At 68.9% G+C, this 26,877-nt stretch carries 26 protein-coding genes; 14 read left to right on the plus strand and 12 right to left on the minus strand.

Annotation, left to right across the window (positions count from 1 at the left end; translation table 11 throughout):
* The first annotated feature begins 123 nt into the window (after positions 1–123).
* The gene (locus AC1C2U_RS11865) at positions 124–501 is read left to right on the plus strand and encodes a hypothetical protein (RefSeq protein WP_495361932.1); all 378 of its coding nucleotides are present in this window, start codon (positions 124–126) and stop codon (positions 499–501) included.
* Positions 502–533: 32 nt separating this feature from the next.
* Here AC1C2U_RS11865 and purF read toward each other — a convergent pair whose 3' ends face one another.
* From purF to AC1C2U_RS11880, 3 genes are all read right to left on the minus strand, one after another.
* Entirely contained in the window at positions 534–1,991 is a 1,458-nt protein-coding gene (gene purF, locus AC1C2U_RS11870; protein WP_495361933.1) for an amidophosphoribosyltransferase, read from the minus strand.
* 99 nt (positions 1,992–2,090) lie between these two features.
* Positions 2,091–2,522: a PaaI family thioesterase gene (locus AC1C2U_RS11875; protein ID WP_495361934.1), complete on the minus strand. Its 432-nt coding sequence runs from the start codon at positions 2,520–2,522 to the stop codon at positions 2,091–2,093.
* A gap of 160 nt (positions 2,523–2,682) precedes the next feature.
* Positions 2,683–3,294: a zinc-binding alcohol dehydrogenase gene (locus AC1C2U_RS11880; protein ID WP_495361935.1), complete on the minus strand. Its 612-nt coding sequence runs from the start codon at positions 3,292–3,294 to the stop codon at positions 2,683–2,685.
* A gap of 69 nt (positions 3,295–3,363) precedes the next feature.
* Here AC1C2U_RS11880 and purM point away from each other — a divergent pair, with 69 nt between their 5' ends.
* Complete coding sequence (gene purM, locus AC1C2U_RS11885) at positions 3,364–4,509, plus strand: phosphoribosylformylglycinamidine cyclo-ligase (RefSeq protein ID WP_495361936.1); 1,146 nt, start codon at positions 3,364–3,366, stop codon at positions 4,507–4,509.
* An 18-nt stretch (positions 4,510–4,527) separates the two neighbouring features.
* Positions 4,528–5,286, plus strand: a complete 759-nt coding sequence (locus tag AC1C2U_RS11890; protein WP_495361937.1) for an LLM class flavin-dependent oxidoreductase — start codon at positions 4,528–4,530, stop codon at positions 5,284–5,286.
* Here the strand turns inward: AC1C2U_RS11890 and AC1C2U_RS11895 are convergent.
* Both AC1C2U_RS11895 and AC1C2U_RS11900 read right to left on the minus strand, forming a co-directional pair.
* Positions 5,175–5,852 (minus strand): P-loop nucleotide/nucleoside kinase family protein, encoded by a 678-nt coding sequence (locus AC1C2U_RS11895; RefSeq protein WP_495361938.1) that lies wholly within the window; start codon positions 5,850–5,852, stop codon positions 5,175–5,177. The two genes, AC1C2U_RS11890 and AC1C2U_RS11895, sit on opposite strands and share 112 nt — an antisense overlap.
* Positions 5,853–5,928: 76 nt before the next feature.
* Positions 5,929–6,132, minus strand: a complete 204-nt coding sequence (locus tag AC1C2U_RS11900) for a DUF3073 domain-containing protein (RefSeq protein WP_495352418.1) — start codon at positions 6,130–6,132, stop codon at positions 5,929–5,931.
* 200 nt (positions 6,133–6,332) lie between these two features.
* Between AC1C2U_RS11900 and AC1C2U_RS11905 the strand changes: the two genes are divergently transcribed.
* On the plus strand, positions 6,333–7,514 hold the full coding sequence (locus tag AC1C2U_RS11905; RefSeq protein ID WP_495361939.1) for an FAD-dependent oxidoreductase: 1,182 nt from the start codon (positions 6,333–6,335) through the stop codon (positions 7,512–7,514).
* Between the two features lie 222 nt (positions 7,515–7,736).
* Here the strand turns inward: AC1C2U_RS11905 and AC1C2U_RS11910 are convergent, their stop codons facing one another.
* Positions 7,737–9,881, minus strand: a complete 2,145-nt coding sequence (locus AC1C2U_RS11910; RefSeq protein WP_495361940.1) for an APC family permease — start codon at positions 9,879–9,881, stop codon at positions 7,737–7,739.
* 171 nt (positions 9,882–10,052) lie between these two features.
* On the opposite strand from AC1C2U_RS11910, the gene AC1C2U_RS11915 reads away from it, so the two are divergent.
* Both AC1C2U_RS11915 and AC1C2U_RS11920 read left to right on the plus strand, forming a co-directional pair.
* The gene (locus AC1C2U_RS11915; protein ID WP_495361941.1) at positions 10,053–10,670 is read left to right on the plus strand and encodes a hypothetical protein; all 618 of its coding nucleotides are present in this window, start codon (positions 10,053–10,055) and stop codon (positions 10,668–10,670) included.
* Positions 10,671–10,774: 104 nt separating this feature from the next.
* A complete protein-coding gene (locus AC1C2U_RS11920) occupies positions 10,775–11,521 on the plus strand; it encodes a copper resistance CopC family protein (protein WP_495361942.1) in 747 nt (248 codons plus the stop codon).
* Between the two features lie 51 nt (positions 11,522–11,572).
* On the opposite strand, the gene AC1C2U_RS11925 is transcribed toward AC1C2U_RS11920, so the two are convergent.
* From AC1C2U_RS11925 to AC1C2U_RS11935, 3 genes are all read right to left on the minus strand, one after another.
* Positions 11,573–12,088 (minus strand): GNAT family N-acetyltransferase, encoded by a 516-nt coding sequence (locus tag AC1C2U_RS11925; RefSeq protein ID WP_495361943.1) that lies wholly within the window; start codon positions 12,086–12,088, stop codon positions 11,573–11,575.
* A 114-nt stretch (positions 12,089–12,202) separates the two neighbouring features.
* A complete protein-coding gene (locus AC1C2U_RS11930; protein ID WP_495361944.1) occupies positions 12,203–12,856 on the minus strand; it encodes a PadR family transcriptional regulator in 654 nt (217 codons plus the stop codon).
* Complete coding sequence (locus AC1C2U_RS11935) at positions 12,853–13,767, minus strand: DUF4097 family beta strand repeat-containing protein (protein WP_495361945.1); 915 nt, start codon at positions 13,765–13,767, stop codon at positions 12,853–12,855. The genes AC1C2U_RS11930 and AC1C2U_RS11935 overlap by 4 nt, the downstream gene beginning before the upstream one ends.
* A 363-nt stretch (positions 13,768–14,130) precedes the next feature.
* On the opposite strand from AC1C2U_RS11935, the gene AC1C2U_RS11940 reads away from it, so the two are divergent.
* On the plus strand, positions 14,131–14,889 hold the full coding sequence (locus AC1C2U_RS11940) for a MerR family transcriptional regulator (RefSeq protein WP_495361946.1): 759 nt from the start codon (positions 14,131–14,133) through the stop codon (positions 14,887–14,889).
* A gap of 291 nt (positions 14,890–15,180) precedes the next feature.
* On the opposite strand, the gene yczE is transcribed toward AC1C2U_RS11940, so the two are convergent.
* Positions 15,181–15,996, minus strand: coding sequence for a membrane protein YczE (yczE, locus tag AC1C2U_RS11945; RefSeq protein ID WP_495361947.1), 816 nt, complete (start codon positions 15,994–15,996; stop codon positions 15,181–15,183).
* A gap of 62 nt (positions 15,997–16,058) precedes the next feature.
* Between yczE and yczR the strand changes: the two genes are divergently transcribed.
* Both yczR and AC1C2U_RS11955 read left to right on the plus strand, forming a co-directional pair.
* On the plus strand, positions 16,059–17,501 hold the full coding sequence (gene yczR / locus AC1C2U_RS11950; protein WP_495361948.1) for a MocR-like transcription factor YczR: 1,443 nt from the start codon (positions 16,059–16,061) through the stop codon (positions 17,499–17,501).
* 105 nt (positions 17,502–17,606) lie between these two features.
* Entirely contained in the window at positions 17,607–21,104 is a 3,498-nt protein-coding gene (locus AC1C2U_RS11955; RefSeq protein WP_495361949.1) for an efflux RND transporter permease subunit, read from the plus strand.
* A 107-nt stretch (positions 21,105–21,211) separates the two neighbouring features.
* Here the strand turns inward: AC1C2U_RS11955 and AC1C2U_RS11960 are convergent, their stop codons facing one another.
* Positions 21,212–22,546, minus strand: a complete 1,335-nt coding sequence (locus AC1C2U_RS11960; RefSeq protein WP_495361950.1) for an RNA polymerase sigma factor — start codon at positions 22,544–22,546, stop codon at positions 21,212–21,214.
* Positions 22,543–22,977 (minus strand): YciI family protein, encoded by a 435-nt coding sequence (locus tag AC1C2U_RS11965; RefSeq protein WP_495361951.1) that lies wholly within the window; start codon positions 22,975–22,977, stop codon positions 22,543–22,545. The genes AC1C2U_RS11960 and AC1C2U_RS11965 overlap by 4 nt, the downstream gene beginning before the upstream one ends.
* Positions 22,978–23,155: 178 nt before the next feature.
* On the opposite strand from AC1C2U_RS11965, the gene AC1C2U_RS11970 reads away from it, so the two are divergent.
* From AC1C2U_RS11970 to AC1C2U_RS11990, 5 genes are all read left to right on the plus strand, one after another.
* Complete coding sequence (locus AC1C2U_RS11970; RefSeq protein WP_495361952.1) at positions 23,156–23,569, plus strand: heavy-metal-associated domain-containing protein; 414 nt, start codon at positions 23,156–23,158, stop codon at positions 23,567–23,569.
* 185 nt (positions 23,570–23,754) lie between these two features.
* Positions 23,755–25,638 (plus strand): glycoside hydrolase family 15 protein, encoded by a 1,884-nt coding sequence (locus tag AC1C2U_RS11975; RefSeq protein ID WP_495361953.1) that lies wholly within the window; start codon positions 23,755–23,757, stop codon positions 25,636–25,638.
* Between the two features lie 129 nt (positions 25,639–25,767).
* Positions 25,768–26,511 (plus strand): hypothetical protein, encoded by a 744-nt coding sequence (locus AC1C2U_RS11980; RefSeq protein ID WP_495361954.1) that lies wholly within the window; start codon positions 25,768–25,770, stop codon positions 26,509–26,511.
* On the plus strand, positions 26,508–26,678 hold the full coding sequence (locus AC1C2U_RS11985) for a hypothetical protein (RefSeq protein ID WP_495361955.1): 171 nt from the start codon (positions 26,508–26,510) through the stop codon (positions 26,676–26,678). The genes AC1C2U_RS11980 and AC1C2U_RS11985 overlap by 4 nt, the downstream gene beginning before the upstream one ends.
* A 74-nt stretch (positions 26,679–26,752) precedes the next feature.
* Positions 26,753–26,877 (plus strand): helix-turn-helix domain-containing protein (locus AC1C2U_RS11990; RefSeq protein WP_495361992.1); only part of this gene is annotated, 125 nt, incomplete at its 3' end.

Genomic DNA, 26,877 nt, shown 5'->3' on the forward strand with positions numbered 1-26,877 from the left:
AGCGCTCTCAGCGCTCTCAGCGCTCTCAGCGCTCTCAGCGCTCTCAGCGGTCGTGGCCCTCAGCTGAGCGGGGCTGAACAGGTACCGGGTGCCACTTCCAGCGAGGTGCGGGACAATAGAGGGGTGAGCGACACGCAGAACTCTCCCGAGACGCCCGAGCACTACCGCGTGGTGAGCGTCGGCGGAGTCCCCGTCGAGCCCGAACCGCTCGAGACCGACGTCACACGCGACACGGTCGCCGTGCGGCGCGCACCGCGCTACCCGCGGTTCCTCGCGCTGGGCGCACTGGTCGGGATCGTCGTCGCGATCATCCTCACCGTCGTCTTCCCCGACAACGACGAGTTCGACAAGGGCCAGGTGTTCGGCTTCCTGCTGCTCCTCTGCGCCACAGTCGGCGTCGCACTCGGGGCGGTCGTCGCACTCGTCATCGACCGGGTCTCCTCGCGGCGCGCGGCATCCGTCGCCGTCGAACACGAAACCACGCACCGCGTCGATGAGTGAACGGGTGACGGATGCCGCGGCATCCGCTCGACTCAGGAGAGCTGCGTGCGCTCCACCCAGCCGAGGTATTCGTCGGTGACGGTGCCCGTGACGTAGTCGCCCGTGAAGCACGACAGGTCGAGCTGCTCGATGGACGTGCCCTGGGTGATCGCGGCCTGCAGGTCGGCGACCTCCTGGTAGATCATGTGGTCGGCGCCGAGTTCGGTGGCGATCTCGGGGATCTTGCGGCCGTAGGCGATGAGCTCTTGACGCGAGGGCATGTTGATGCCGTAGACGTGCGGGTGCCGCACCGGCGGCGCAGCCGAGGTGAACGTCACCTTGTTGGCGCCGGCTTGGCGGGCCATGTCGACGATCTCCTTCGACGTCGTGCCGCGAATGATCGAGTCGTCGACGATGAGGATGTTCTTGCCCTTGAACTCGGTGCCCATGGCGTTGAGCTTCTGGCGCACCGAGCGCTTGCGCTCGGCCTGGCCCGGCATGATGAAGGTGCGGCCGACGTACCGGTTCTTGTAGAAGCCCTCGCGGTATTCGATGCCGAGCTTCTGCGCGACCTGCATCGCGGCGGGGCGCGACGAGTCGGGAATGGGCATGACGACGTCGATGTCGCCCTTGCTCATGTGGGTCGCGATCGTGGTCGCGAGCCGGTCGCCCATGCGCAGTCGCGCCTCGTAGACCGAGATGCCGTTCATGATCGAGTCGGGGCGGGCGAGGTAGACGTACTCGAACGAGCACGGCACGAGCACGGGGTTGGCTGCGCACTGCTTCGAGATCATCGCGCCGTCGAGGCCGATGAAGATCGCCTCGCCGGGCTCGACATCACGCACGATCTCGTAGTCGCCGTTCTCGAGCACGAGAGATTCGGATGCCACGATCCACTCGTCGGTGCCGTTGGCGGCGCTGCGCCGACCGAGGATCAGCGGGCGGATGCCGAACGGGTCGCGGAAGGCGAGCAGCCCGTAGCCGGCGATCATCGCGATCACCGCGTAAGAGCCCTCGACGCGTTGGTGCACGTGCTCGACCGCGGCGAACACCTGGTCAGGGTCGAGGTCGAGACCCGTGATCTGGCTCTGCAGCTCGGTCGCGAGCACGTTCAGGAGCATCTCGGTGTCGCTCGTCGAGTTCACGTGACGACGGTCGATGGAGAACAGGTCGCTCGAGAGCACGCGGGTGTTCGTGAGGTTGCCGTTGTGCACGAGGGTGATGCCGTAGGGCGCGTTCACATAGAACGGCTGCGCCTCCTCTTCGCGCTCGGCTGCGCCCTTCGTCGTGTAGCGAACGTGCCCGAGCCCCATGTTGCCGATGAGCGAACGCATGTCGCGGGTGCGGAAGGCCTCGCGCACCTGGCCGCGTGCCTTCGTCATGTGGAAGACGGGGCCGTCGGCGGTCGCGATGCCGGTCGAATCCTGGCCGCGGTGCTGCAGGAGGAGCAGGCTGTTGTAGATCTGCTGGTTGACGGGCTCAGTGGAGACGATGCCGACAATGCCGCACATGCGAGCGATGGCTCCTCGAAGGTGGGGGAAGCGTCCGAGCAGGACGCCTCAATCCTCCCATACGTGCGCGTGGGAGCTGCCTGAGCAACGAACGAACGCTCAGTACTCCGACGGCTTCGCGAGCACGGCCATCGTGCAGCGTGAGATGCACACGAGCTTGCCAGCGGCATCCGTGATCTTGATCTCCCACACCTGGGTGGTGCGACCGCGCGTGAGCGGCGTCGCCTCGCCGTAGACCCAGCCGTCGGCCACCGGGCGCGTGTGGTTCGCGTTGATCTCCATGCCGACGCAGTAGTTCTTCTCGGGGTCGACGGTGAAGCTCGCGCCCCAGCTCGCGAGCGTCTCCGCGAAGGCGACGGATGCCCCGCCATGCAGTACTCCGCCAGGTTGGCGCGTGCGGTGGTCGACGGGCATGCGACCCTTCAGCGAATGCTCCGTGACCTCGGTCATCTCGATGCCGATCGCCCGGATCATGGTGTCGTCTCGTGAGTTCGCCCACTCCAGTGAAGGCTCGCCGAACCAGATGCTCATGCCCTCGAGTCTGGCACCACTCTGTGGGTTGAGGAGCGAGCGCAGCGAGCGTCTCACTCTGTGGGTTGAGGAGCGAGCGCAGCGAGCGTCTCGAAACCGCTCGACATCCGTCTCGCGGTTTCGAGACGGCCCTGGCGGGGTTTCCTCAACCCGCGTGACTCTATGCGAGCTCGGCGATGATCGGGTGCATGGCGTCGTCGAACGCCGAGGCATCCGACCGCAGCGAGTCAGTGACTGCGACGGTCATCGCGCCGATCCACCACACGCCGGCCGTCGCGAAGGGCACGACTTCGACGTTCAGCTCGAAGGAGTGGGCGCGACGCCCGACCTCCCGCTCGTGCTCGGCGATCGTGCCGGCGTAGGCGCGGTACGAGTCGCCGCGGCGCGAGGCTGAAGCAGTGCGGTAGCCCTCGTGCGCCCAATCGGCCCACGCCCGCGCGGCTTCGGCGTGTGGCACGATCGCGGCGGCGAGCACTTCGGCCTCGGAGAGCGGCAGCGCGACATCCGCACCGAACTCATCGACGAGTTCGAGGGGCACGGGCGACGGATGCGCCTCAGGCTCGACGGTCATCGCCCACCAGGCGCGCCATTGGCGCTCGAGCAGGTCGTGCTGGTCGATCTCGAGGCGGTCGCCGACCGCGCCGACGTCGCGCAACCGCGGGAGCTCGACGGGCGAGGCGATCGAGAGCACTTCGCGCAGATAGAGGGCGAGGAGTACCGGACGACCCGCGTTCTCACGGATCACCCACGATGGTGTGCCCCCCGGCTGCATGGCAGCATTTTAGTCCTCGCCTCGCTCGGCGGCACGGATCGGCGCGCGGTGCGCGGGTACGCTTGACGGGTGACCTCGAACTCGTCCTATGCCGCTGCCGGAGTCGACACGCGCGCGGGTGATCTCGCTGTCGAGCTCATGAAAGAGGCGGTGTCCGCCACGCATGGGCCGAACGTGGTCGGCGGATTCGGCGGTTTCGCGGGGCTCTTCGACCTCTCGTTCGCCAAGGACTACACGCGGCCGCTGCTCGCGACCTCGACCGACGGCGTCGGCACGAAGATCGCGATCGCCCAGGCGCTCGACAAGCACGACACCATCGGGCAAGACCTCGTGGGCATGGTCGTCGACGACATCGTCGTGGTCGGCGCGAAGCCGCTCTTCATGACCGACTACATCGCGTGCGGCAAGGTCGTACCCGAACGCATCGCCGCGATCGTCACGGGCATCGCCCGGGCGTGCGCCGAGACGGGCACTGCACTCGTCGGCGGCGAGACCGCCGAGCACCCCGGGCTCATGGGCGAAGACGACTACGACGTCGCGGGTGCTGCGGTCGGGGTGGTCGAGGCCGACAAGCTGCTCGGCGCCGAACGAGTCGAGTCAGGCGACGTCGTGCTCGCGATCGCCTCGAGCGGCCTGCACTCCAACGGCTTCTCACTCGTGCGCCGTGTGCTTCGACAGGCTGAGATCGACTTCGCCGATCGCTCTGACGATCTCGGCTCGACTTGGGGCGAGGCCCTGCTCGAGCCCACACGCCTCTACTCGGGCCCGCTCGTCGAGTTGCTCGCCGGCCCGCACGGCGATGCGGTGCACTCGCTCTCGCACGTCACCGGCGGTGGCATCGCCGCGAACCTCGCACGCGTGCTGCCCCTCGGTTCGTGGGTCGAACTCGACCGCTCGACGTGGTCACCTGCGCCCGTGTTCCGCGTGCTCAACGACCTCGCGGGCACCACGCTCGAGTCGACCGAAGGCACCTGGAACCTCGGCATCGGCTTCTTCGCCGTCGTGCGAGCGGATGCCGCGGCATCCGTCATCTCGGCACTCGGCGCCCTCGGCCTGCCGGCCTGGCAGGCGGGCACCGTGACGATCGGCGCCCTTCGACCCTTCGACGGGCTCAGGGCAGGCCAAGCTCAGGGAGCGGATGTCGATGGCTGGGAGCAGGGCGCCAAGGGCGTCGACGGCGGCGCCGTGCGCCTCGTCGGCTCCTACGCGAGCTGACCGGGGTTGACGATCATCATGCGCACCTCCGTCTCGATCGGGCTCACCGGCACCACCGATGCGTCGATCGTGCGGACACTGGCGCCGCGCATCGAGCGTCTCGGGTTCTCCGGGCTGTGGCTCAACGACGTCCCCGGCGGCGACTCGCTTGCCGGGCTTCGCGTCGCGGCCGGCGTCACCGACTCGCTCCGGCTCGCGACGGGGGTGATTCCGCTCGACCGGCGGCCAGCCGACTCGCTCGACCTCGCCGGCCTTCCGGCCGGGCGCACGGTGATCGGCGTCGGCTCAGGTGGAGCCGCCCGCTCGCTCGCGCTCGTCGAACGGGGCATCGCCTCGCTTCGCGAAGCGAGTGACGTCTCGATCATGGTCGGCGCACTCGGCCCCCGCATGCGCCGACTCGCGGCTGAGCAGGCCGACGGGGTCGTCTTCAACTGGCTCACGCCGTCGGTGGCCGCCGACGCGACGCGAGAGCTCCGCGCCGCGGCCGGATCGCGGCAGGTGAGCAGCGTGCTCTACGTGCGCACCATCACCGACGCCGATGCGCGCCCGGCGCTCGAAGTCGAGGCCGAACGCTACGAGACCGTGCCCTCGTACGCGGCGAACTTCGCCCGCCTCGGCATTCGCGCGATCGACGCGACGATCACCGACGCGGCGGGTCTCTCGGCTTATGACGGCGCGGTCGACGAGATCGTGCTGCGCGCGATCAACCCGACGGGCTCACTCGCCGAACTCGAGCGCTTCGTCGAGACGGCGGCCGGGTGGCGCGGCGCCTCCTGAGGCGCAGCGCCTTCTGTGGGCGCGTGTGTCGCCGCTCGCGTTGAGGCAGGCGAGAGCAGCCGCGCGATCTCGTTCGTCACGGCGCCGACGTCGACGGCATGCTCGGTCTCGACATCGAGGATCGGCAAGTCCGAGATCGGTCGAGCCGTCGCGCTCCATTCGTCCCACTCGGCCAGGCGCCCCGCATCGGTGTGGCCCGCATGCCTCTGTCGTGACGTGAAGCGACGACGCATCACGTCGGCGGGAGCGTGGCACCACACTTCCAGGCCCGGCGGGTTGCCGACGGTTCGGAGCCCGTCGCGGAGGAAGGCCTCGTCGCGGCCGGTCGCCCAGAACGAGTCGATCATGACGGCGCCGTCGAGCATCGCCGCGATCGACCACATCGCGTCGGACGCGATTGCGCCCAGCCGCGAGGTGGGCAGTCGCGCGTCGACCGCATCGGCGAGGGCCTCCTTGATCGCGTCCTTCGACACGAGCGGCACACCGAGTTCGTGCGCCAACGGAGCGGCGAGGGTCGACTTTCCGGCACCAGGAACACCGTTCACGAGGATGACGAACTCGGCCATGTCGCGAGCCTACGCATGCCGCCCTCGGGCCGGTGTGACGAAGACCGTGAGGGAAGGTCGGTGATGACAGCGCCTGTCAGGCGCGTTGTTCGTCGCCCGCGACGTAGGTGTCGTCGTCGTCGGCGGAGTAATCCGCCCACTTCGCCGCTTCTTCGGTGTAATCGTCATGCGGCGAGCTGGTGAGCTCGCGCTCAAGCGCGTTGTAGTCGGTGTTCGGGCTGAAATACTTCAGCTCCCGAGCGACCTTGGTGTGCTTGGCTTTCTGACGGCCGCGCCCCATGCGTGACCCCCTTACGGCATCTGGCCGGGTGGGATGTCTTCGTCACCCGGCGCTCATCTGATAAATGAAATCGTCCGGCCGCCAGTTTAGCACCGGACTCGGGGCGCTCGGCGTCCTCCACAGGCGTGCTGTCGGTCGGATGCCGGCGTTCAGCGCGTGTGCTGCGAGCACACAGCAACCCGTGCTGAGATTGTCAGGTGATGACGAGCCCTGAACGCGTGAAGGTCGTAGTGATCGGCGCCGGCCAGGCCGGCTTGTCGGTCGCGTTCTACCTACGCCGGTTCCAGCTCGTCGCCGACCAAGACTTCGTGATGCTCGACCGGGCGCCTGGCGCAGGCGGGGCTTGGCAGCACCGCTGGTCATCGCTCAGGCTCGGAACCGCGCACCGGGTGAACGACCTGCCCGGCATGGCCGAACTGGACCTCAGTTTCGAGACCGCCGACCGCAACCTGCCCGCCAAAGACGTCGTCGCCGACTACTACGGGCGGTTCGAAGAACACTTCGACCTCCGTGTGCGACGGCCCATGAACGTACGGCAGGTCTCCAACGACGGCGTCGATCTGCTCGTGCGCTACGAAGACATCACCCCGCAACCATTCGCGCTCGAAGAGCAGAAGGCCGCGCGCGGTCTCTTCGGGCGGCGGCGCAAGACCTTCGAAGAGCCCGAAGCCCCGTCAGCGCCGCAGCATCAACTCGCGACGCAGTTCCTTGTGAACGCCACCGGTACATGGGGCTCGCCGTTCGTGCCGTACTACCCCGGCATGACCGAGTTCGCCGGCCGGCACGTGCACACCTCCGATTACACCGCGGCCGAGGACTTCCGCGACAAGCACGTCGTCGTGGTCGGCGGCGGCACCTCCGCGATCGGCTTCATGCTCGAACTCGAGGATGTCGCAGCAGGGCTCACGTGGGTCTCGCGCCGGCCGATCGACTGGCTCGATCGCCAAGAGCTCGACCTCGAAGGGGCATCCGCTGCGGTGGCCATGCAAGACGAGGCCGCGCGCTCGGGTCGTGCGCTGCCGTCGATCGTCAGCGGCACCGGCGTGCCCCGAAGCCGGCGCATCGCCGCGGGCATCGAGCGCGGTCTGCTCGTCGCGCGACCAGTGTTCGACCGCATCGAGGGCGACCGGGTCGTCTGGGAGGGCGAAGAATCGGGCATGGCCCGTGCCGACGTCATCATCTGGGCGACCGGCTTCCGGCCCGAGCTGCGCCACCTCTCGCCGCTGAAGCTCCGCGAGAAGGCCGGAGGCGTCACGGTCGGCCAGGGCGCGGCGTGGAGCGACCCGCGGATCTTCCTCGCGGGCTACGGTCCGCAGGCCTCGACGATCGGTGCGAGCCGCGCGGGGCGCATGATCGCCCGGCAGATCATGGCGATGCTCTAATCGGCCGAACTGTTGGTTGAGCCTGTCGAGACTCGGGGCTGAGGGGTTTCGACAAGCTCAACCCGCAGAGGTCAGGCGGATGTCGAGACTCGGGGCTGAGGGGCTTCGACAAGCTCAACCCGCAGAGGTCAGGCGGATGTCGCGCCGCCGCACGGCGCGCGTGACACGGTCGATGAACTCGCGCACCGAGGCATCCATCGTTTCCGTAGCCGTAGTCCGACGCTACTTCTTCGGCTTCCTGCCGCTCTCGGCATTCGCTCGTCTTGGCACCGGCCGCACGGGCTCGCCACGACGATCCTGTCCGGGCAGCGGGCGCGAGCGCCGACCGTAGAGCAGGTCGGAGGAGTCGAGCAGCCACGGCACGAGCGCGACCGTGACACCGTGCACGAGGAGCAGCTTCTGGCTGATGCGCCGCGCCTTGTGATTGTGCAGGATGCCCTCCCACCAGTGCCCGACGATGTACTGCGGCATGTACACCGTGACGACCTCGGAGCCGTGCTCCTCGCGCCGCGACTTGATGTAGTGGATCAGCGGATAGCTGAGGTCGCGATACGGCGAACTCAGGATGCGCAGCTTGACGTGGATGTTCTGCTTCACCCAGTCCTTCTTCAGGCGCTTCGTCTCCTCCTCGTCGAGCGAGACGTGCACCGCCTCGAGCGAGTCGTGGCGGGCCGCGATCGCATAGTCGAGCGCCTTCAGCGTCGGCTTCTGCATGCGGCCGACGAGCACGATCGCATGGTCGCCCGTCGCACCGAACGTCGTGGTCGGGTCGACCTCGATCTCCTTCTCGACGTCGCGATAGTAGCGGTTCACGCCCAACATGAGGAGGAACAGGATCGGCATCAGCACGAAGACGATCCACGCGCCGTGGGTGAACTTCGTGATCGTGACCACGATGAGCACGACCGCCGTCATCACAGCGCCGATCGCATTGATCACGAGCGCCCGCCAGATCGCCCCGCGAGTCAGCGGGGCGGCGCCCGAGGCATCGACTCCACCGCGAGAGAGCGGGGCGGCGCCCGAGGCATCCGCTCGCCCTCTCGACGCCTTCGAGCCGCCGGGCCGATGCCGCCGACGCCGAAGCTCTCGCAGCCAGTGCCGAACCATTCCGGTCTGCCCGAGCGTGAACGAGACGAACACGCCGATGATGTACAGCTGGATCAGCACCGTCAGGTTCGCCTGGAAGATCACCAGAATGACGGATGCCGCGAGCGCGAGGATCACCACACCGTTCGAGTAGATCAGGCGGTCGCCGCGGGTCGACAGCGACTTCGGGGCGTAGCGGTCGCGTGCGAGCACCGATCCCAGCAGCGGGAAGCCGTTGAACGCGGTGTTCGCCGCGAGCAGCAGCACGAGTGCCGTCGCAGCCTGGATCACGTAGAAGAACACCGTGCCGTCGCCGAACGTCGCGGCCGCGACCTGGGCGATGAGGCTGCGTTGCGGCTCGGTGGCGCACTCCGCCCAGCCGATCAGGTGGCACGGATCCTCGGCGTAGTGCACTTGCGAGACGAGCGCGAGCGCCGTGAGGCCGGCGAAGAGCACGATTGCGATGCCGCCCATGAGCACGAGCGTCATCTGCGCGTTCTTGACCTTCGGGAACCGGAACGCGGGCACGCCGTTCGAGATCGCCTCGACGCCCGTGAGAGCGGAGCATCCGCTCGCGAACGATCGGAGCAGCAGCAGGATCACCGCGGCCTGGCCCAGCGATTCGGCCTGCACGCCGTAGCCCGCCGACTCGGCCACCGGCGGGTCGCCGAGCACGGTGCGGGTGAGGCCGATGACGACCATGATGAACACGCTGCCGATGAAGAGATACGTCGGCACGGCGAACGCCTTCGACGACTCGCTGACGCCGCGGAGGTTCACGGCGGCGAGGATGATGACGAAGACGACGGCGAGTTCGACCCGGAACGGGTTCAGCTCAGGGATCGCCGAGATGATGTTGTCGACCCCCGATGCGACCGAGACGACGACGGTCATGACGTAGTCGACGAGCAGGGCGGATGCCACGACGAGGCCCGACTTCTCGCCGAGGTTCTTGTGCGCCACCTCGTAGTCGCCACCGCCCGACGGGTAGGCGCGAATCAGCTGCCGATAGCTCGCGACGACCGTCACGAGCAGCACGACGACCGCGAGCGCGACCCACGGTGCGAAGCTCAGAAAGGCGAGGCCGCCGACCATGAGGATCATCAGGAGCTCTTGCGGCGCGTACGCAACAGAAGAGAGTGGGTCGCTCGCGAAGATCGGCAGCGCGAAGCGCTTCGGGAGGAGCTGACCCTCGAGATGCTCAGTGGGGAGCGGGTCGCCGATGATCCAGTTCTTCGGCGACTTCAATTCAGCCGGCGGTGTATCCGCCTCATTCGTCACGGCGGTTGAGACTACACCCGCGGCGCCCCGTGTCAAGGGTCGATCGACGCCGGGTGACGGATGCCTCACGCTGCAGCCGCGCGTGGCCTGAAACGCGCCCGATCAGCGCCGGGAACGCCTTGTAGAGTTGGGTGACGATTCTTCGATCATTCGAGCCACCCGGGAGCGGACGTGAACCGTGCGATGCAACTCGCGCGTGGCTCCGCCACCGCTGCGGTCGCCCTGCTCCTCGCAGCGTTCTCACACGCCGCCGCCGGTGGTGAGGCGCCCGGAGGGGTCGGGCTCGTGCTCGCAGGCATCGTCGCGCTCGCGGCATCCGTCGCCTTCGTCGGCCGCCATTCGACGCCGCTGCGCACCGCGCTGGCCGTGATCGCGAGCCAGGGCACATTCCACCTGCTCTTCGCCGTCGGCGCGGGCAAGCCGACCGGGTCGTTCGTCATCGACGGCGCCGGCCACCACCAGACCGTCGCGTTCGTCGACGGCGCGGGTGCCGCCGGTGCCGCGGCGGCCGCACACACTCACGCCGATGCTGCGATGCTCGTCGGTCACGCCGTCGCTGCGGCCCTCACCATCGTGTATCTGCTCGCATTCGAACAGGCGGCATGGCGCGCGGTCGGTGCCGCCGCCCGCCGATTCGTACTGCGGCTCACCATGCCGATGCAACCCGTCGCCGTCACGGCGCCGGTCGCACTCCGGGTCGTCGAGTCGCCGGCGCCCCAGCTTCGCTCGCGGCTGCGCTTCACCGCGTTCGGCTATCGCGGGCCGCCCCTCCTCCTCGCCTCCGCATAATCGCCGCCGTTCGGCGGTACCAGAGAACTCCGGATGTTCCGAGTGACCCACGCGCGCGTGGTCCTCATCGGTCCCGGACCCGAGGAGAAGGACTCCCAACCGCAATGACCATCGCAACCAGCGTCGACCAGTCGACGACCCGCACCACCCGCGTGCGCGCCTTCGTGCTCACCGCCTTCGTGCTCACCGTCGCCGCCGGCATCACGCTCGCCGGTGCATCGCCCGCCTTCGCCCACGACGAACTCGTCGCATCGACCCCCGAGCCGGGCCAGGTGTTCGACACCGCCCCGACCGAGGTCGCGCTCGACTTCTCGAACGACATCATCGAGCTCGGCACCGCCGTGATCGTGGTCGACCACCACGGCGAAGAGGTCGCCGTGGGCGAGCCCGTCGTCGCCGGGCCACGCGTCACGGCCTCGCTGCCCGCCGGCCTCGAGGGCGAGTACCAGGTGCGCTGGCGTGCCGTTTCGAGCGACGGGCACCCCATCGAGGGAACCATCGACTTCGGTGTCGGCGCCGACGCGACCGGCGGCTGGACCGAGGAGCCGCCGCACGACGACGCGGCCACCGGCGACGACGAGGGTGAGCACGCCGAGGACGGCGACGCGCACGACGATGCGCACAGTGACGCCGCCGCGAGCGGCCCCGACGGATTGGCGATCGTCGGCTTCGTCGTCGGCGGGCTCGGAATTCTCGCGCTCATCGCCGCCGTCATCGTGAACGCGAGACGTCGGAGTGCAGGTCCCGGTGCTGGCGACGGCTCGGGATCGTCGGGAACGAACTCGACCGGCACCGATGGCACAGATGGCACAGGTTCGTCTGGCACCGATTCGTCGGGCGACGCCGTCTGATCGAAACGAGCGGATGTCGCGGGTGACGCGGCATCCGCTCGCGCGGCCGCCCTATGCCTGAGGCGGTGCGCTGAGCTCGAAGACCCAGTCATTCGTGTGCAGCACGAGGCCGGGCTTCACCTCGAACGGCTCCTCGCCGAGCAACCGGAAGCCGGCCTTGCGGCACACGGCGTTCGACGGCGGGTTGTCGACGCGCGGGTACGCGTGCACCGGCAGGGTCTCGCCTTCGGCGCGTGCCGCCTCGAGCATCGCAACGACCGCGGCAGGCGCGATGCCCTGGCCGCGATACTCGGCCTCGACCGACCATCCGCTCTCGAGGGCGGGCTCGCCGTGCCACTCATGCTGCCAGTAGCCGACCATGCCGACCCCCTCGGGATGCCCCGGGATCACGACACGGAACTGGTGGGCCGCGCCCTCCCGCTGCAGTCGGAGATAGCGCTCGTGGCGGGCGAGCACCTGTTCGTCGTTCTCGGGGCCGCCGAGCTGGTCCATGAGCTCGGGCGTGTTCGCACGGTGGAGGAGTTCGAGGTCGTCTTCGGACCACGGGCGCAGTTCGATGTCGGGCATTTCGTCATCGAAGCATGCACGACTGACAAACATGCGGCTGACATGCGGCTGACATGCGGGACGGAGCGGGGGCATCCGTCCCGCATGACCTGGGACTGAGCGGCGGGTGCCGGCTCAGTGGTCGGTGAGGGTCGCCAGCACGTCGGCGCGCACTTGCGCGAGTCGCGCCTTCAGGACCGTGACCGACTCGGGCGTGACGCGACCGCGACTCGCGTGGGTGCGCAGATCGGTGCGCAGCTGCTGCCGGAACTCGCTCAGCACGAGATCGGCCTCGTGCACGGCACGGCTCGTCTCGGCGCGAGCGTCGCCGCCCCAACCGGTGGTCGAGGTGCTGCCCGACGTCGATGCCGCGGATGCCGGCATCTTGGTCGCCGATCGCGTGGCCTCGCGGGCCGCGCTCGCGAGTTCGGCGCGGAGCGAGCGCATCGCATCGTTGACCTCGGCACGTACGCCGTCGGCGAGGCGTCGCACGGAGTCGGTCACCTCGTTCTCGATGCCGTCGAGCTCGTCGCGGCGTGCCTCGAGTTCGGCGCGACCGGCATCCGTGATCTCGTAGACGGTCTTGCGGCCGTCGGTCGACTTCGAGACGAGGCCCTCCTCCTCGAGCTTCGAGAGGCGGGGGTAGATCGTGCCGGCGCTCGGGCTGTACGTGCCGCCGAAGCGCTCCGAGAGCGCCTGGATCAACTCGTAACCGTGACGCGGCTGCTCGTCGAGCAGCGCCAACAGGTAGAGGCGCAGACTGCCGTGGGCGAAGACGGGCGGGGTCATGCGGCGCCGCCCTGAGCCTGTCGAGGGGATGCCTCGTCGTCGCTCGAGCCCGAAGCGCTCGACGCGTCGCCGTGGCTCGCGCCCGCGGCATCCGTCGCCGTGCTGTTCGCCTCGCGGCGCATGACGGAGATCGACCCGGAGACGCTGTTCGCGCCGAGGTCGAGCCACCGGCCCGACAGCTCGCCGGTGACGCGCTCGAAGCCCTTGCCGAGCATGCCCCTGATGGTCGTATCGTCGATCAGCACCGTGCCGCCGACCGTGTTGATGCGGTAGCGAGCGCCGGCGCCCGGCGCGAAGCGCACGGTCAGGTTGCCCGAGACGGTGTTCGTGTCGACCCGGTCGGGCGTGCCGAACGCATCGAGGATCATGTTGCCCGACACCGTGTCGGCGTTGAACGAGCGCACGTCGCCGGTGGCGACGACGTCGCCCGACACCGAGTGCGCGGTGATGCGGCCGGTGTGGTTGCCGGCGGACACTTCGCCCGAGACCGTCGAGAGCTCGACGTCGCCCTCGTGGTTGTCGAGCACGAGGTCGCCCGAGACGGTGCTGAGCTTCGCATCGGTCGTGAATCCGGAGACGAGCGCATCGCCCGAGACCATGCCGAGCTTCATGACCACATGGCGCGGAGCGAGGATGGACACGTCGGCCTTCGCGTTGCCGGCCCAGCCCTTGAAGACGTCGATGAAGTTGTCCCACCGCAGTTGCGGGTGGTCGATCTCGAGGGAATCGCCGTCGATCTCGATCTTCAGGTCTTTGCCGGTGACGTTGGCGACCTCGATGCGGGCGCCGGGTTCGTCGTGGGCGATCACGTCGACCTTGCCGCCGATGAGGCTCACCTTGAGCTTGCGAACCAGTTCGAGGTCGATGACCCGCGTTTCGCCTGGGTTGATGACCCATTTCTCGATGGACATGCGGTGCTCCTTCTGTTGCCGTAACGCCGTTGAGGCCTGTTGCGAGGTTCGGATGCCGCGGCATCCGCTGACCTCGAAGTCTGTATCGCGATATATCGCGTGTGCTGACGTAAACACGATATATCGCGTCTCCGCGAATCGCAAGTGCGTGTTTCGCCGGCCCGTATTCGCCGAGTTGCACGATGATCTGCATGGCACGCCGTTTGCGCGCGGCGCGTCGTGCCGATCATCGTGCAACTCAGCGCCATGGGAGCTTCAGCCCGTCAGGGCGAGCGGATGCCGCAGCTTGACATTGACGCAGCGTCAACCTTTATCGTCAGTGACGTGGGGCAGACGCCCCGCTGATCACGAGAGGAGCACGCCGTGGACTGGTCGATCCAGGAGATCGCGAAGCTCGCCGGCACGACGAGCCGCACGCTGCGTCACTACGACGACATCGGGCTGCTCGCCCCGGCGCGCATCGGGTCGAACGGGTATCGCTACTACGACGACGCCGCGCTCGTGCGCTTGCAGCGCATCCTGCTGCTGCGCGAGCTCGGCATCGGACTCCCGGCGATCAGCGAGGTGCTCGACCGCGAGGAGAGCGCCCCGCATGCGCTCCGCAGTCACCTCGAGTGGCTGCGCGGCGAGCAGGAGCGGCTGGCGCGGCAGATCGCGTCGGTCGTGAGCACCATCGGAGCATTGGAAGGAGGTGAACAACTCATGGCAGAAAACATGTTCGACGGATTCGACCACACCCAGTACAGGGAGGAGGTCGAGGAGCGTTGGGGCAAGGAGGCATACGCGAAGAGCGACGCGTGGTGGCGCTCGCTGAGCTCTGAAGAGAAGGCTGCGGGGCAGCAGCGCGTCTTGCAGCTGAGCAGCGACTGGATCTCGGCGTTCGAGCGGGGCGTCGACCCCGCGGGCGACGAGGCGCAGGCGCTCGCGCAGCGGCACTTCGAGTGGCTGCGCGGCGTGCCCGGTACGCCGGGTGGCGGCGGTGCCGGCCCGAGCAAGGCCTACTTTCTCGGCCTCGCCGAGATGTACGTGGCCGACGAGCGCTTCGGCGCGAACTACGGCGGCCAGGCGGGTGCCGAGTTCGTGCGCGACGCGATGACGGCCTACGCCGAGCGCGAGCTGTAGCGCGAGCTGTAGCGCGAGCTGTAACGCGAGCCCGTGCAGTCGCCCCCGAGGTGTCCCGGCCTCGGGGGCGACTGCGGTCTCGGCGCCCGGTCGGCTTCAGCAATTCAGGAGCGGAGGTGTGTCGCCCGGCGTGTCGCCACGGTTGCGCGTGAGACACGCCATCGTCGTCCTGAATTGCTGGGAGTCGATGTGACGGTCATGGTGGCGAGGGTCGCGGTCAGGCGGCGGATGTCGCGGGGTCGGCGGATGTCGCGGGGTGGGAGGATGTCGCGGATGCGGCGAGGGTCGGGGTCAGGCGGCGGATGTCGCGGATGTGGCGGGGTCGGCGGGTGTGGCAGATGTGGCGGGGTCGGCGGGTGTGGCAGATGTGGCGGGGGACCCGGGCGCAGCGGCATCCGCTCGCTCGATGCCCGTTGTGTCTGGCGCGTCCGGCGCGCTTTCGAAGCTCGGTGTGTCTGGCGCGACTGGCGCGACCGGCGCGACCGGCGTGCGCTTGATCGCGAACAGCGGGATCGTGTACCCGCAGAGCGGACCGATGAGCACCGCGAAGGCGACGGTGCCGATGCCGACATTGCCGCCGAGCAGCCAGCCGGCGGCGAGCACGATGAGCTCGATGCCGGTGCGCACGATCCAGATCTTCCAGCCGGTGACGCGGTGCAGGCCCGTCATCAGGCCGTCGCGCGGGCCGGGGCCGAAGTGCGCGCCGATGTAGAGGCCCGTCGCCACGGCGAGCAGGAGGATGCCTGCGGGGAGCAAGAGCACGCGCACCCAGAGGTCGAGCCCCGGAGGGATGAGCCAGAGGCCGACGTCGGCGGCCGGGCCGATGAGCAGGGCGTTCATGACGGTGCCGAACCCGAGTCGCTGGCGGATCGGGATCCAGAGCAGCAGCACCACGCCGCTCATGAGCACCGTGATGAGGCCGAAGCCGGCGCCGGTGTGCTTCGCGATGCCCTGCGTCAGCACGTCCCATGGGCCGACGCCGAGCTCGCCGCGCACGATGAATGCGATGGCGATGCCGTAGAGGAACAGCCCGACGAAGAGCTGCACGAACCGGCGTACGAGTACCGGGGTCGAATCGGCAGACTGAAAGAGCGTCGAGCGGGGCATTCTGCAATCCAATTGCATGATTGGCCTTTTCGCAAAGAGCCAATTCGTCTAAAGTGGCTCGAATGGCGGAGTCCACACTGAGCGCGCGATCGCTCGAGAACCTGCTCGGCGACTGGCGAACGGGCGCAGGCAGCGCGTATCACGCGCTCGCCGAACGCATCCGGTTGCTCGTGCTCGACGGACGCATCCCCGTCGACACCCGGCTGCCGGCCGAGCGCGATCTCGCCGAGCGACTCGGGCTCAGTCGCACCACGGTGACCGCTGCCTACCGTCATCTTCGTGAGCAGGGGCTCGTGCTGAGCCTGCGCGGCTCGGGCAGCGTCGCGAGACTGCCCGGAGCGCCGACGATCCTGCCGGCGCCACCCGCCTCCGACTACATCGACTTCTCCAAGGCGGCGCCCCCGGCGCTTCCCTGGCTTCCGGATGTCGCGCGGCAGGCGATCGACGATCTGCCAGAGCACCTCGGCGACGCCGGGTTCGATCCGATCGGCACGCCCGCGTTGCGTGCGGCGATCGCCGATCGCTACACGGCGCGCGGACTCCCGACAGCTCCCGAGCAGATCATGGTCACGATCGGTGCGCAGCACGCGATCGCGTTGCTCTCCCGTGCGATCGTCGGGCGCGGTGACCGGGCCATCATCGAGGCGCCGACGTACCCGCACGCGTATGAGGCGCTGCGCGCGGCGGGTGCCCGGCTCGTGCCCGTGAGCGTCGCGTCGCGCGATGACCCCGCCTGGACCGGGCAGGCCGAGACCGAGGCGCTCACTCGAGCGATCGGGCATTCGAACCCGGTTGCCGCGTATCTCATGCCCGACTTCCAGAACCCGACGGGGCGATCGATGAGCGTCGACGCCCGTGAGCGCGTGCTCGACGCCGCCGCCCGACAGGGCACGGTGATCGTGGCCGACGAGACGACCGGCGAACTCGATATCGATCGCGCAGGATCCTTCCTGCCGATGGCCGCGTACGGTCCGGCGATCATGGTCGGCTCGGTCGGCAAGACGGTCTGGGGCGGCGTGCGCGTCGGCTGGATCCGCGCCGACCAGCCGCTCATCCGGCGCCTGCTCGCCGTGCGATCACCCGGCGATCTCGGCACGCCGATCATCGAGCAGTTGCTCGTCACCCGACTGCTTCCGCACATGGATGACATCCTCGACCTGCGCCGCGAGCAGCTCCGAGCCGGGCGCGACCGGCTCGAGGGGTTGCTCGCCGAGGCGTTCCCCGAATGGCAGGTGCCGCACGTCGACGGCGGTATCGTCACGTGGGTCGGGCTCGGCGCCGCCGTGAGTTCGCAGCTCGCGCTCGCCGCCCGTTCGCAGGGGCTGATCATCGCGGCGGGGCCGAGGTTCGGCATCGACGGCGCGTTCGAACGATTCCTCAGGCTGCCCATCTGCTATCCGGCCGAGACGACGGATGCCGCGGTGCAGGCGCTCGCCCGCGCGTGGCGCTCGCTCTCGGGGGCGGCGCCGGCGCCCGACCAGAGCCTGCTCGCGTCGGTGATCTGAGCTCGCCCGATGGCTGCCCGACTCGAGGCGATCGGAATTCACCGAATGTCACTCGGATTTCATCGGTTCGAGATATCGCTCGCTCGTGCCTGCGAGAATTGAGCAATGCACCTGCTCGCAGCGCTCAGCATGAAGAACCGCGCGCTCATCGCGCTCATCACCGTCGTCGTCGCGATCTTCGGCGGCATCTCGCTCACGAGCCTCAAGCAGGAGCTGGCACCGTCGATCGAGTTCCCGCAGCTGTCGATCGTGACGAGCTACCCGGGTGCGTCACCCGACATCGTCAACACGGATGTCTCGACGCCGATCGAGACCGCGATCCAGGGCATCACCGGACTCGAGACAACCTCGACGACGAGCTCGACCGGTCTCTCGCGGGTGACCGCGAGCTTCACCTACGGCACCGACCTCGCGTTCGTCGAGCAGAAGTTGCTCTCGGCGGTGAACCGCATCTCGAGCCAGTTGCCCGAGGATGTCGACCCCCAGGTGCTCGCCCTCAGTCTCGACGACTTCCCCGTGCTGCAGATCGCAGTCACCGGCGCCGACGACATCAGCGCGCTCTCCGACGAGATCGAGCGCACTACTCTGCCCGAGATCACCGACGTCGACGGCGTGCGTGAAGCGAGCCTCATCGGCGAGGTCGGCCAGCGGGTCACCATCACACCCGACCCCGAGAAGCTCGCGGCGCTCGGGCTGACCCAGCAGGCAATTCGCGACGCGTTGCAGCAGAACGGCTTGCTCGTACCCGCCGGCAGCATCACCGAGGGCGACTCCACCTTCGCCGTGCAGACCGGCACGCGTATCGGCAGCATCGAGGAGATCGCCGCGCTACCCGTGCTGGGAGCGACCGAGCAAGTGCTGCCGGCCCCGCCCCCCGAGACCCCGGCCGGCGACCAGCCGGCGACCGAAGAGCAACCGTCGGCAGAGCAGGAGCCGACGGGCTCGGTTGCACCAGACTCGGTTGCGCCAGGCTCGGTTTCGACAGGCTCAACCAACAGCGTTCCCGTCGCGGCGACGATCGCCGACGTGGCATCCGTCGAGCTCACCGACAACCCCGTCTCGAGCATCTCGCGCGTCAACGGCGAGCCCGCGCTCACCATCTCGGTCACGAAGCTGCCCGCGGCCAACACCGTTGAGGTGTCGAACGCGGTGACCGCGCTGCTGCCCGACCTCGAGTCCTCGCTCGACACCACGAATCCGGGAGCGACCTTCACGGTCGTCTTCGACCAGGCACCCTACATCGAGCAGTCGATCGAGTCGCTCGCGACCGAGGGCCTGCTCGGCCTCCTGTTCGCGGTGATCGTGATCCTCGTCTTCCTGCTCTCGATCAGGGCGACGCTCGTGACCGCGATCTCGATTCCGACGTCGGTGCTCATCACCTTCATCGGGTTGCAGGCTGCCGACTACACGCTCAACATCCTCACGCTCGGTGCGCTCACGATCGCCATCGGCCGTGTCGTCGACGACTCCATCGTCGTCATCGAGAACATCAAGCGGCACCTCATCGAAGGCGTCGACAAGGCCTCGACGATCGTGCACGCCGTGCGCGAGGTCGCCGGCGCCATCACGGCGTCCACCATCACGACCGTCGCGGTCTTCCTGCCGCTCGCGCTCGTCGAGGGCGTCACAGGAGAACTGTTCCGGCCGTTCGCACTCACCGTGACCATCGCGCTCGTCGCCTCACTGCTCGTCTCGCTCACGATCGTGCCGGTGCTCGCGTACTGGTTCCTGAAGCCCGCGACCCTTCGACAGGGTCAGGGATCGGGTGATTCCGGGGCCGATGCAGAGGTCGCGGCGGCGGCGTTCGTCGACGAAACGCCGGTGCCGGCGACCGGCACGAGCGCCGCAGCAGCCGTCGACGAGCTCGAGCACCCGTCGCGCCTGCAGCGCGGCTACCTACCGATCATCGAGTGGACCTTGAAGCATGGCGTCGTGACGATCGTCGTCGCGCTGCTCGTGCTCGGCGGCACCGTCGCGCTCACCCCGCTCATGAAGACGAACTTCCTCGGATCCTCGGGCCAGAACACGTTCCAGGTGTCGCAGGAGCTGCCGCTCGGTACGAGCCTCGACGCGCTGGAAGCGGCGTCCGAGCCGGTCGAGCGGGTGATCCGCGACACCGAGGGCGTCGAGACAGTGCAGACCTCGATCGGCGGCGGCAGCGGGCTCGCCGCCGCGTTCGGTGGTGGCGGTGCGACCGTGACGTACTCGGTCACGACCGACGAGAGCGCCGATCAAGATGCACTGCAGGCGAGCGTGCGCGACGAACTGGCCGCCCTCGACGACGTCGGCGACGTCACCCTCGCCGCGTCGAGCGGGTTCGGCGCCTCGAACGACATCGAAGTCGACATCACCGCGTCGAACGCCGAAGACCTGCAAGCCGCGACGGATGCCGTGGTCGAAGAGCTCGACGGCATCGATTCCATCGCGCAGGTGTCGTCGAATCTGTCGGAGTCCCAGCCCTACGTCGCCGTCGAGGTGAACCGAGCGGATGCCGCTGCCGCGGGCTACTCCGAGGTCGCCCTCGGTGCGGTCGTGTCCGCCGCGATGCAACCGCAGAGCGCCGGCTCCGTCGTGATCGACGAGAAGACGCTCACGATCTACCTCGCCGCCGCGAACCCGCCGGTCACCGTCGAAGAGCTGTCGGCGCTCGAGGTGCCGACTCCCGCCGGCCTCGTGCGGCTCGATTCGCTCGCGACAGTCGAGAACGTCGAGGGGCCGGCATCCGTCACCACCGTGCAGGGCCTCCGCAGCGCGACGGTGTCTGCGACGCCCTCGGGAGACGACCTCGGCACGGCGAGCGGCGCCGTCTCGGCGGCGGTCGCGGCGGTCGAGCTGCCCGCAGGCACGACGGCATCGATCGGCGGCGTCAGTGCCGACCAGACCGAGTCGTTCTCGCAGCTCGGGCTCGCACTGCTCGCCGCGATCCTGATCGTCTACATCGTGATGGTGGCGACGTTCCGTTCATTGCTGCAGCCGTTGCTGCTGCTCGTGTCGGTGCCGTTCGCGGCGACCGGTGCGATCGCGCTGCAGGTGATCACGGGCATCCCCCTCGGCGTCGCCTCGCTCGTCGGTGTGCTGATGCTCGTCGGCATCGTCGTGACGAACGCGATCGTGCTCGTCGACCTCGTGAACCAGTATCGAGATCGCGGAATGACCGTGCGTGAAGCTCTCGTGCACGGTTCGTCGAGGCGACTGCGCCCGATCCTGATGACCGCGCTCGCGACGATCTTCGCGTTGCTGCCCATGGCGCTCGGCATCACCGGTCATGGCGGCTTCATCTCGCAGCCGCTCGCGCTCGTCGTGATCGGCGGACTCGTGTCGTCGACGGCGCTCACCCTCGTGGTGCTGCCGGTGCTCTACGACCTCGTCGAGGGCGGGCGCGAGCGTCGCCGGGCGAAGCGAGCGGCGAAGGCGGCGGGCGGCGGGTCGGATGCCTCGGTGTCGCCGGCGCTCGCCGTCGCGGGTGGCGCTGCGGCGTCTGCAGCGGCGGCGTCCGTCGAGCTGGACACTGAGTCGGCCGCGCCCGCTGCGGTCGACGCCGACGCCGACCCCGACGCCCACCGGGGAGACGTCGACGACGTCTCCCCGGGCGACGGTATCTGACCCCGGCAACCGATCGACGGGGCGTCCAAACGTCGCAGATGGCGGGCATCGGCCCGCTGAGGTCGCCATCTGCGACGTTTCGGTGACTTCAGTTGTGTATTGGCGCGCTACTCGGAGGGCGGCGCGGGTGGCGCGGGTGGTGCAGGCGGCGCGAGCGCGGCGATCTTCGCGAGGAGCGAGGCGCGCTCGCGTTCGTTGCCGGTGAGTCGGGCTGCGGTCTCGAGTTCGCCGCGTGCCTCGCCGGTGCGGCCGAGCCGACGCAGCAGCTCTCCGCGCACGGCAGGCAGTGGGGCGTAGCCGGCGAGCTTGCCGCCGGCCACGAGTTCGTCGACGATCAGCAGCGCTGAGGCCGGACCCGTCGACATCGCGACGGCGACCGCACAATTCAGCTCGACGACGGGCGACGGGGCGAGGCGCCCGAGCGCTTCGTAGAGCACCACGATGCGCGCCCAGTCGGTGTCGTCGACGGATGCCGCGACCGCATGGCACTCGGCGATCGCCGCCTGCAGGCCGTATGCGGCACGTCCGCGGCCGATCTGGTCGGCGCGGGCGAGCGCTGCGCTGCCGCGTGCGATCTGCGACCGGTCCCAGCGCGAGCGGTCCTGTTCGTCGAGGGGGATCGGCGTGCCGTCGCGTTTCGTGCGCGCCGCGAAGCGCGAGGCGGTGAACTCCATCAGGGCGACGAGCGACTGCGCCTCGGGCTCGCGGGGCATGAGCCCCGCGACCATGCGGGCGAGACGGATGGCCTCGGCCGAGACATCCGGCCGCACCCAGGCCTCGCCAGTCGCCGGCAGGTAGCCCTCGTTGAAGATGAGGTAGAGCACGGAGAGCACCGAGCCGAGCCGCTCGGCGTATTCGTTCGGCTCGGGCACCTCGAACGGCACCTTGGCCGCTGCGAGGGTCTTCTTCGCGCGCACGATGCGCTGCTGGATCGTGGCCGTCGGCACGAGGAACGCCCGGGCGATTTCGTCCGAGCCGAGGCCGCCGACGATGCGGAGTGTCAGGGCGATCTGCGCCTCGCGCGAGAGCACTGGGTGGCACGACACGAAGATGAGCCGCAAGATGTCGTCGTCGATCGTGTCGGGGTCCCAGAAGGTGTCGGATGCCGCGGCGCGATCGCGCTCGAGGTCGTGGGCCATCGAGGCGTACCGCTCGTCGAGCCGCTCGCGACGACGCCAGCCGTCGATCGCGCGGCGCTTGGCCACCGCGGTGAGCCACGCGCCCGGGTTGTTCGGCACGCCCTCGGCCGGCCACTGCCGCAGCGCTTCGACGAGCGCCTCCTGCGCGAGATCCTCCGCCTGGCCGACGTCGCCGACGAAGCGGGTCAGGGTCGCAACGATGCGCGCCGACTCGATGCGCCAGACGGCGGCGACGGCGCGTCGTGCGCGGTCGGCGGGCTCATTCGCCTCGCCGACCGTGCCCGGGGCATCCGTCTCGCTCATTCGGCTGCGGTGCCGAGACGGCCCTCTGCCTCTTCGCGCCAGCCGGCTTCCTTCTGGATCCACTCGTTGTCTTGAGGGAAGTCCTCGAGCTCATTGATCCGGCGCACCTCGAGCTTCGAGCCCGGGCCGAGGGGGCAGCGCTTGGCCCATTCGGCGGCCTCTTCAGCGCTCGAGGCCTGGATGATCCAGAAGCCGTTGAAGAGCTCCTTCGTCTCGCCGTAGGGGCCGTCGGTGACGACCGGCGGGGTGGAGTCGAAGTCGACGACGAAGCCCTCCTTCGCGTCGGAGAGGCCCTCGCCCGCGAGCAGCACGCCGGCCTTGATCAGCGACTCGTTGTATGCGCCCATCGCCGCGATGACTTCGGCGAAGTCGAGGTTCTCGTACGCCTCGACGGCTGCGTCGTTGGACCGCATGATCAGCATGTACTTCATGGTTCTCTCCTTTGTGGGGAGGGGGCCGAAGTGCCCGCCTCACTCTGGCGTCGAACGGGCGGACGCCGAATCGACATCGCTCGCGAACTTCTTTTCCTCATGCTGCCATGCGTGGTCTGTTTGCGTCGTGCATACCCTAGGGGGGTATATTGAGTCGCAACGACGAAAGGACCCCGAGATGACCCTCGCGCCCGAAGGCAGAACCGAGATCGAACTCACCGACGACAGCTGCGCGTGCTGCGCAGTCGACACGGTCACGGATGCCGCGGCTCCCGCCGAGGCGCACGCGCATGTCCCCGAGGCGCACACGCCCGCCGACGGTGCCTCGCTCGTCGAGGCGAACTTCGGCGTCGCGGGCATGACGTGCGGCAATTGCGTGCGCCACGTGACCGAAGAGCTCGTCGGGATGGACGGCGTCGACGCGGTCGAGATCGAGCTCGTCGCGGGCGGCGTCTCGAGCGTGACGGTGCGCAGCGCGGCCCCGGTCTCCGCGGCTGCGATCAGCGCGGCCGTCGCCGATGCCGGCTACGAGGCGATCGTCGAGACCCAGACCGCCGAGATCGAGCGCATGCAGGACCTACCCGGCCGGTGACCGACCGGTCGGCCGGTCGGCCGGTCGGCCGACGGATCGGCGGGCGACGCGCGACGCGCGCGCTACAGGGCGCGGCAGCGTGCGGGCGTTCCGATTGCGCGCCTCTCGCCACAGGCTCCGATGCTGTGCTGTCATGAGTGGGTGACTGACTCGACGCGGGAACCGGTAATCGCAGGGGCGAACTCGTGAACGCGAGTCGGGCACCGCAATTGGCAGGCGCGGTCCGTCGCTCGCCGTTCCCGCCGATCGCCCAGTTCGCGTTCCTCTCCGACTGCCACACCGGTGCACTCGTCGCACCCGACGGATCGGTCGGATGGCTCTGCCCGCCGAGGTTCGACGCGCCCAGCGTCTTCGCGACGATCCTCGACCGGCAGGCCGGCTATTTCCGCTTCGGGCCGTTCGACGTCAACGCACCGTCTGCGCGCGCCTACGACCCGGGCACCAACGTGCTCGTCACCACGTGGAAGACCCCGACCGGCTGGGCCGAGGTGCGCGACGCGCTCACGATCGTTCCGCGGACGGCGCCCGACACGACGACCCCGCATACCCGGGCGCCCGCCGACGACGACGCGGCGCATTGCCTCGTTCGCACCGTGACGTGCCTCGACGGACACGTCGAGATGGAGCTCGTCTGCGAGCCGGTCTTCGACTACGGGCGCGTGGACGCCGAGTGGGCGGCGACCGACGAGCACAGTACGACCGCGAGCGGCGGCGGCGTCTCGCTGCGGCTGCGCTCCGATCTCTCCCTCGGCATCCAGGGCGGACACGTTCGCGCGCGCCACACCCTGAGCGCGGGCGATCAGGCGTTCTGTTCGCTGTCGTGGGCTGACGACCTCGCCGGACCGGCGACGTTCGAAGAGGCGACCGCCGAACTCGACGTCACGGTCGCGTTCTGGCGTGACTGGCTGAGCGACGCGAGAATCCCCGACCACCCGTGGCGCGAAGCGCTCGAGCGCTCGGCCCTGACGATCAAGGGACTCACGTACATGCCGACGGGCGCGACGGTTGCCGCCCTCACGACCTCGCTGCCCGAGACGCCGGGCGGGGAACGCAACTGGGACTACCGCTTCAACTGGATTCGGGACTCGTCGTTCACCGTGCAGGCGCTGCACTATCTCGACCTCGATTGGGAGGCCGACGAGTTCGTGGAGTTCCTCTCCGGGCTCGAGGCGAACGGCGACGGTTCGCTGCAGATCATGTACGGCATCGACGGCCGGCGCGACCTCACGGAGTCGACGCTCGATCACCTCACGGGATACCTGGGTTCGCGGCCCGTCAGGATCGGCAACGGGGCGTTCGCCCAGCGGCAGAACGACCTGTACGGGGCGGTGCTCGATGCAATCCTGATGCACTCGCGTCGCAGCCAGCGGGTGCCGCGATCACTCTGGCCGCTCATCCGGTCGCAGGCCGAATGCGCAACCGCGGTCTGGCGCGAGCCCGACCAGGGTATCTGGGAGTCCCGCGGCGAACCCCAGCACTACGTGTCGTCGAAGATCATGTGCTGGGTCGCGCTCGACCGGGCCTCGAAGCTCGGCGACATCGTCGGCGACGCGGAGCTTTCGAAGCAGTGGCGCGGCGTCGCCGACGAGATCGCCGCCGACATCTTGGGCAACGGCGTGAGCGATCGTGGCGTGCTGCGCCAGCACTACGGCACCGATGCTCTGGATGCATCCGCCCTGCTCGCGGCGATCTACGGCTTCCTCCCCGTCGACGACGAGCGGTTGCGGAACACGGTGCTGGCGATCGCCGACGAACTCACCGAGAGCGGGTTCGCGCTTCGCTACCGCACTGAAGAGACCGACGACGGCCTGTCGGGGCGCGAGGGCACCTTCCTCATCTGCTCGTTCTGGCTGGTCTCGGCGCTCACGATCATCGGCGAGGGCAAGCGCGCCCACGCGCTCATGGAGAAGCTGCTCCGAATCGTCTCCCCGCTCGGCCTGCTCGCCGAGGAGCTCGACACGGAGACGGGCCAGCACCTCGGCAACTTCCCGCAGGCGTTCTCGCACCTCGCCCTCATCGAGGCCGCCCGACGCATCATCATGATCGAGCGCCTGATCGAGTTCATCTGATCGGCGTCTGCGGGTTGAGCCTGTCGAAACCGCTCGGGTCGAGTCTGGACGAGCTCACCCGCAGGGGCGGGCTCTGGTGCAACCTCGCAGGGCGCTGTTATGTTCGCCGCGGAGGTGCGCGTGCGCAGAATGACGAGTTCGATGGGTGCGGCTGCGGCATTGATGGCGCTGGCGGCGCTCGCCGGGTGCTCTGACAGCGCGGCATCCGGCGACGCGAAGGCGACAATCGAGGCGACGGATGCCGCGGCGCAGGTCGTGTCCATCCCGATGCCCGAGTTCGCACCGTGGCCCGAGAGCGATCCGTTCACCGAGGCCGACATCGAGGCCGCGCGCATCGCCGAGTCCGACAGCAACTGGCAGGCCGTGCTGGCGACGTATCCCGATGCGGTGCGACCAGAGGTCGCGTTCGAGGCCTACGTGACCGACGAGAACCGCGTCGACGTGACGCGTGCCTGCTTCGAGGCAGCCAGCCTGCCGATCGACGAGGGTCGCACCGGCCCGAACCCCGACGACCCCGTCGTCTCGGTCGGCACGTCGACGACGACGGTCGAGGAGGCGATCGCCCTGTTCTCCTGCCGGGTCGCGCATCCGGAGCGGCGCACCTCGGGCCCGCCGAACGCCGAGCAGCTCGGCTGGATCTACGACTATCTCACCGAGTACTACGTGCCCTGTTACGAGGCGAACGACATCGTCGTGCCGCCCGCTCCGCCGCGCGAGGAGTTCGTCGCGAACTGGCCGAACCAGGGCTGGTTCCCGATGGTCGGCGACCACCCGATGGCGATGGACGCCGAGTGGGACGCTGCGCTCTCGGAGGCCTGCATCGACTCCGACACGGCGATCATGACGGGCCTCGTCGAGCGGGCGGGCGGATGACCGGCGCCGTCGGCTTGCCACCCGCCCTACCGCGGCGCGGCGCGTCGTCGGGCGTCGACGAGCTCCCGGCCGAGCCGTACCGGTGGGGCGATGACGGCCCGCCGACGGAGGCCTACAGCCGCGTCGGCGACGCCGAGCGCTACCTGTATTTCCCCGACACGTTGTGAACGTGGGGTGATGTAGGCGAGGACCTCCGGGACGATGTGGGTTGCCACACACACGTCGTTCCACGGAGGTCCTCGTGACTCACGCTAATGCTCCTTTGACGCCTGAAGGGCGTCGTCGTCTTGCGGTTCTGATCGTCGAGGAGGGCTGGTCCGTGCGCCGCGCTGCGGAACGGTTCCAGTGCTCGCCAGCAACGGCGTC

This window comes from Agromyces sp. Y575, from assembly GCF_059445445.1.

What these genes read in the sequence shown, in the direction of transcription:
- purF (WP_495361933.1), bottom strand. Translation starts at nt 1,991, where the DNA reads ATGTGCGGCATTGTCGGCATCGTCTCCACTGAGCCCGTCAACCAGCAG.
- AC1C2U_RS11875 (WP_495361934.1), bottom strand. Translation starts at nt 2,522, where the DNA reads ATGAGCATCTGGTTCGGCGAGCCTTCACTGGAGTGGGCGAACTCACGA.
- AC1C2U_RS11880 (WP_495361935.1), bottom strand. Translation starts at nt 3,294, where the DNA reads ATGCAGCCGGGGGGCACACCATCGTGGGTGATCCGTGAGAACGCGGGT.
- AC1C2U_RS11890 (WP_495361937.1), top strand. Translation starts at nt 4,528, where the DNA reads ATGCGCACCTCCGTCTCGATCGGGCTCACCGGCACCACCGATGCGTCG.
- AC1C2U_RS11895 (WP_495361938.1), bottom strand. Translation starts at nt 5,852, where the DNA reads ATGGCCGAGTTCGTCATCCTCGTGAACGGTGTTCCTGGTGCCGGAAAG.
- AC1C2U_RS11900 (WP_495352418.1), bottom strand. Translation starts at nt 6,132, where the DNA reads ATGGGGCGCGGCCGTCAGAAAGCCAAGCACACCAAGGTCGCTCGGGAG.
- AC1C2U_RS11905 (WP_495361939.1), top strand. Translation starts at nt 6,333, where the DNA reads ATGACGAGCCCTGAACGCGTGAAGGTCGTAGTGATCGGCGCCGGCCAG.
- AC1C2U_RS11920 (WP_495361942.1), top strand. Translation starts at nt 10,775, where the DNA reads ATGACCATCGCAACCAGCGTCGACCAGTCGACGACCCGCACCACCCGC.
- AC1C2U_RS11925 (WP_495361943.1), bottom strand. Translation starts at nt 12,088, where the DNA reads ATGCCCGACATCGAACTGCGCCCGTGGTCCGAAGACGACCTCGAACTC.
- AC1C2U_RS11930 (WP_495361944.1), bottom strand. Translation starts at nt 12,856, where the DNA reads ATGACCCCGCCCGTCTTCGCCCACGGCAGTCTGCGCCTCTACCTGTTG.
- AC1C2U_RS11935 (WP_495361945.1), bottom strand. Translation starts at nt 13,767, where the DNA reads ATGTCCATCGAGAAATGGGTCATCAACCCAGGCGAAACGCGGGTCATC.
- yczE (WP_495361947.1), bottom strand. Translation starts at nt 15,996, where the DNA reads ATGCCCCGCTCGACGCTCTTTCAGTCTGCCGATTCGACCCCGGTACTC.
- yczR (WP_495361948.1), top strand. Translation starts at nt 16,059, where the DNA reads ATGGCGGAGTCCACACTGAGCGCGCGATCGCTCGAGAACCTGCTCGGC.
- AC1C2U_RS11955 (WP_495361949.1), top strand. Translation starts at nt 17,607, where the DNA reads ATGCACCTGCTCGCAGCGCTCAGCATGAAGAACCGCGCGCTCATCGCG.
- AC1C2U_RS11960 (WP_495361950.1), bottom strand. Translation starts at nt 22,546, where the DNA reads ATGAGCGAGACGGATGCCCCGGGCACGGTCGGCGAGGCGAATGAGCCC.
- AC1C2U_RS11965 (WP_495361951.1), bottom strand. Translation starts at nt 22,977, where the DNA reads ATGAAGTACATGCTGATCATGCGGTCCAACGACGCAGCCGTCGAGGCG.
- AC1C2U_RS11970 (WP_495361952.1), top strand. Translation starts at nt 23,156, where the DNA reads ATGACCCTCGCGCCCGAAGGCAGAACCGAGATCGAACTCACCGACGAC.
- AC1C2U_RS11980 (WP_495361954.1), top strand. Translation starts at nt 25,768, where the DNA reads ATGACGAGTTCGATGGGTGCGGCTGCGGCATTGATGGCGCTGGCGGCG.
- AC1C2U_RS11985 (WP_495361955.1), top strand. Translation starts at nt 26,508, where the DNA reads ATGACCGGCGCCGTCGGCTTGCCACCCGCCCTACCGCGGCGCGGCGCG.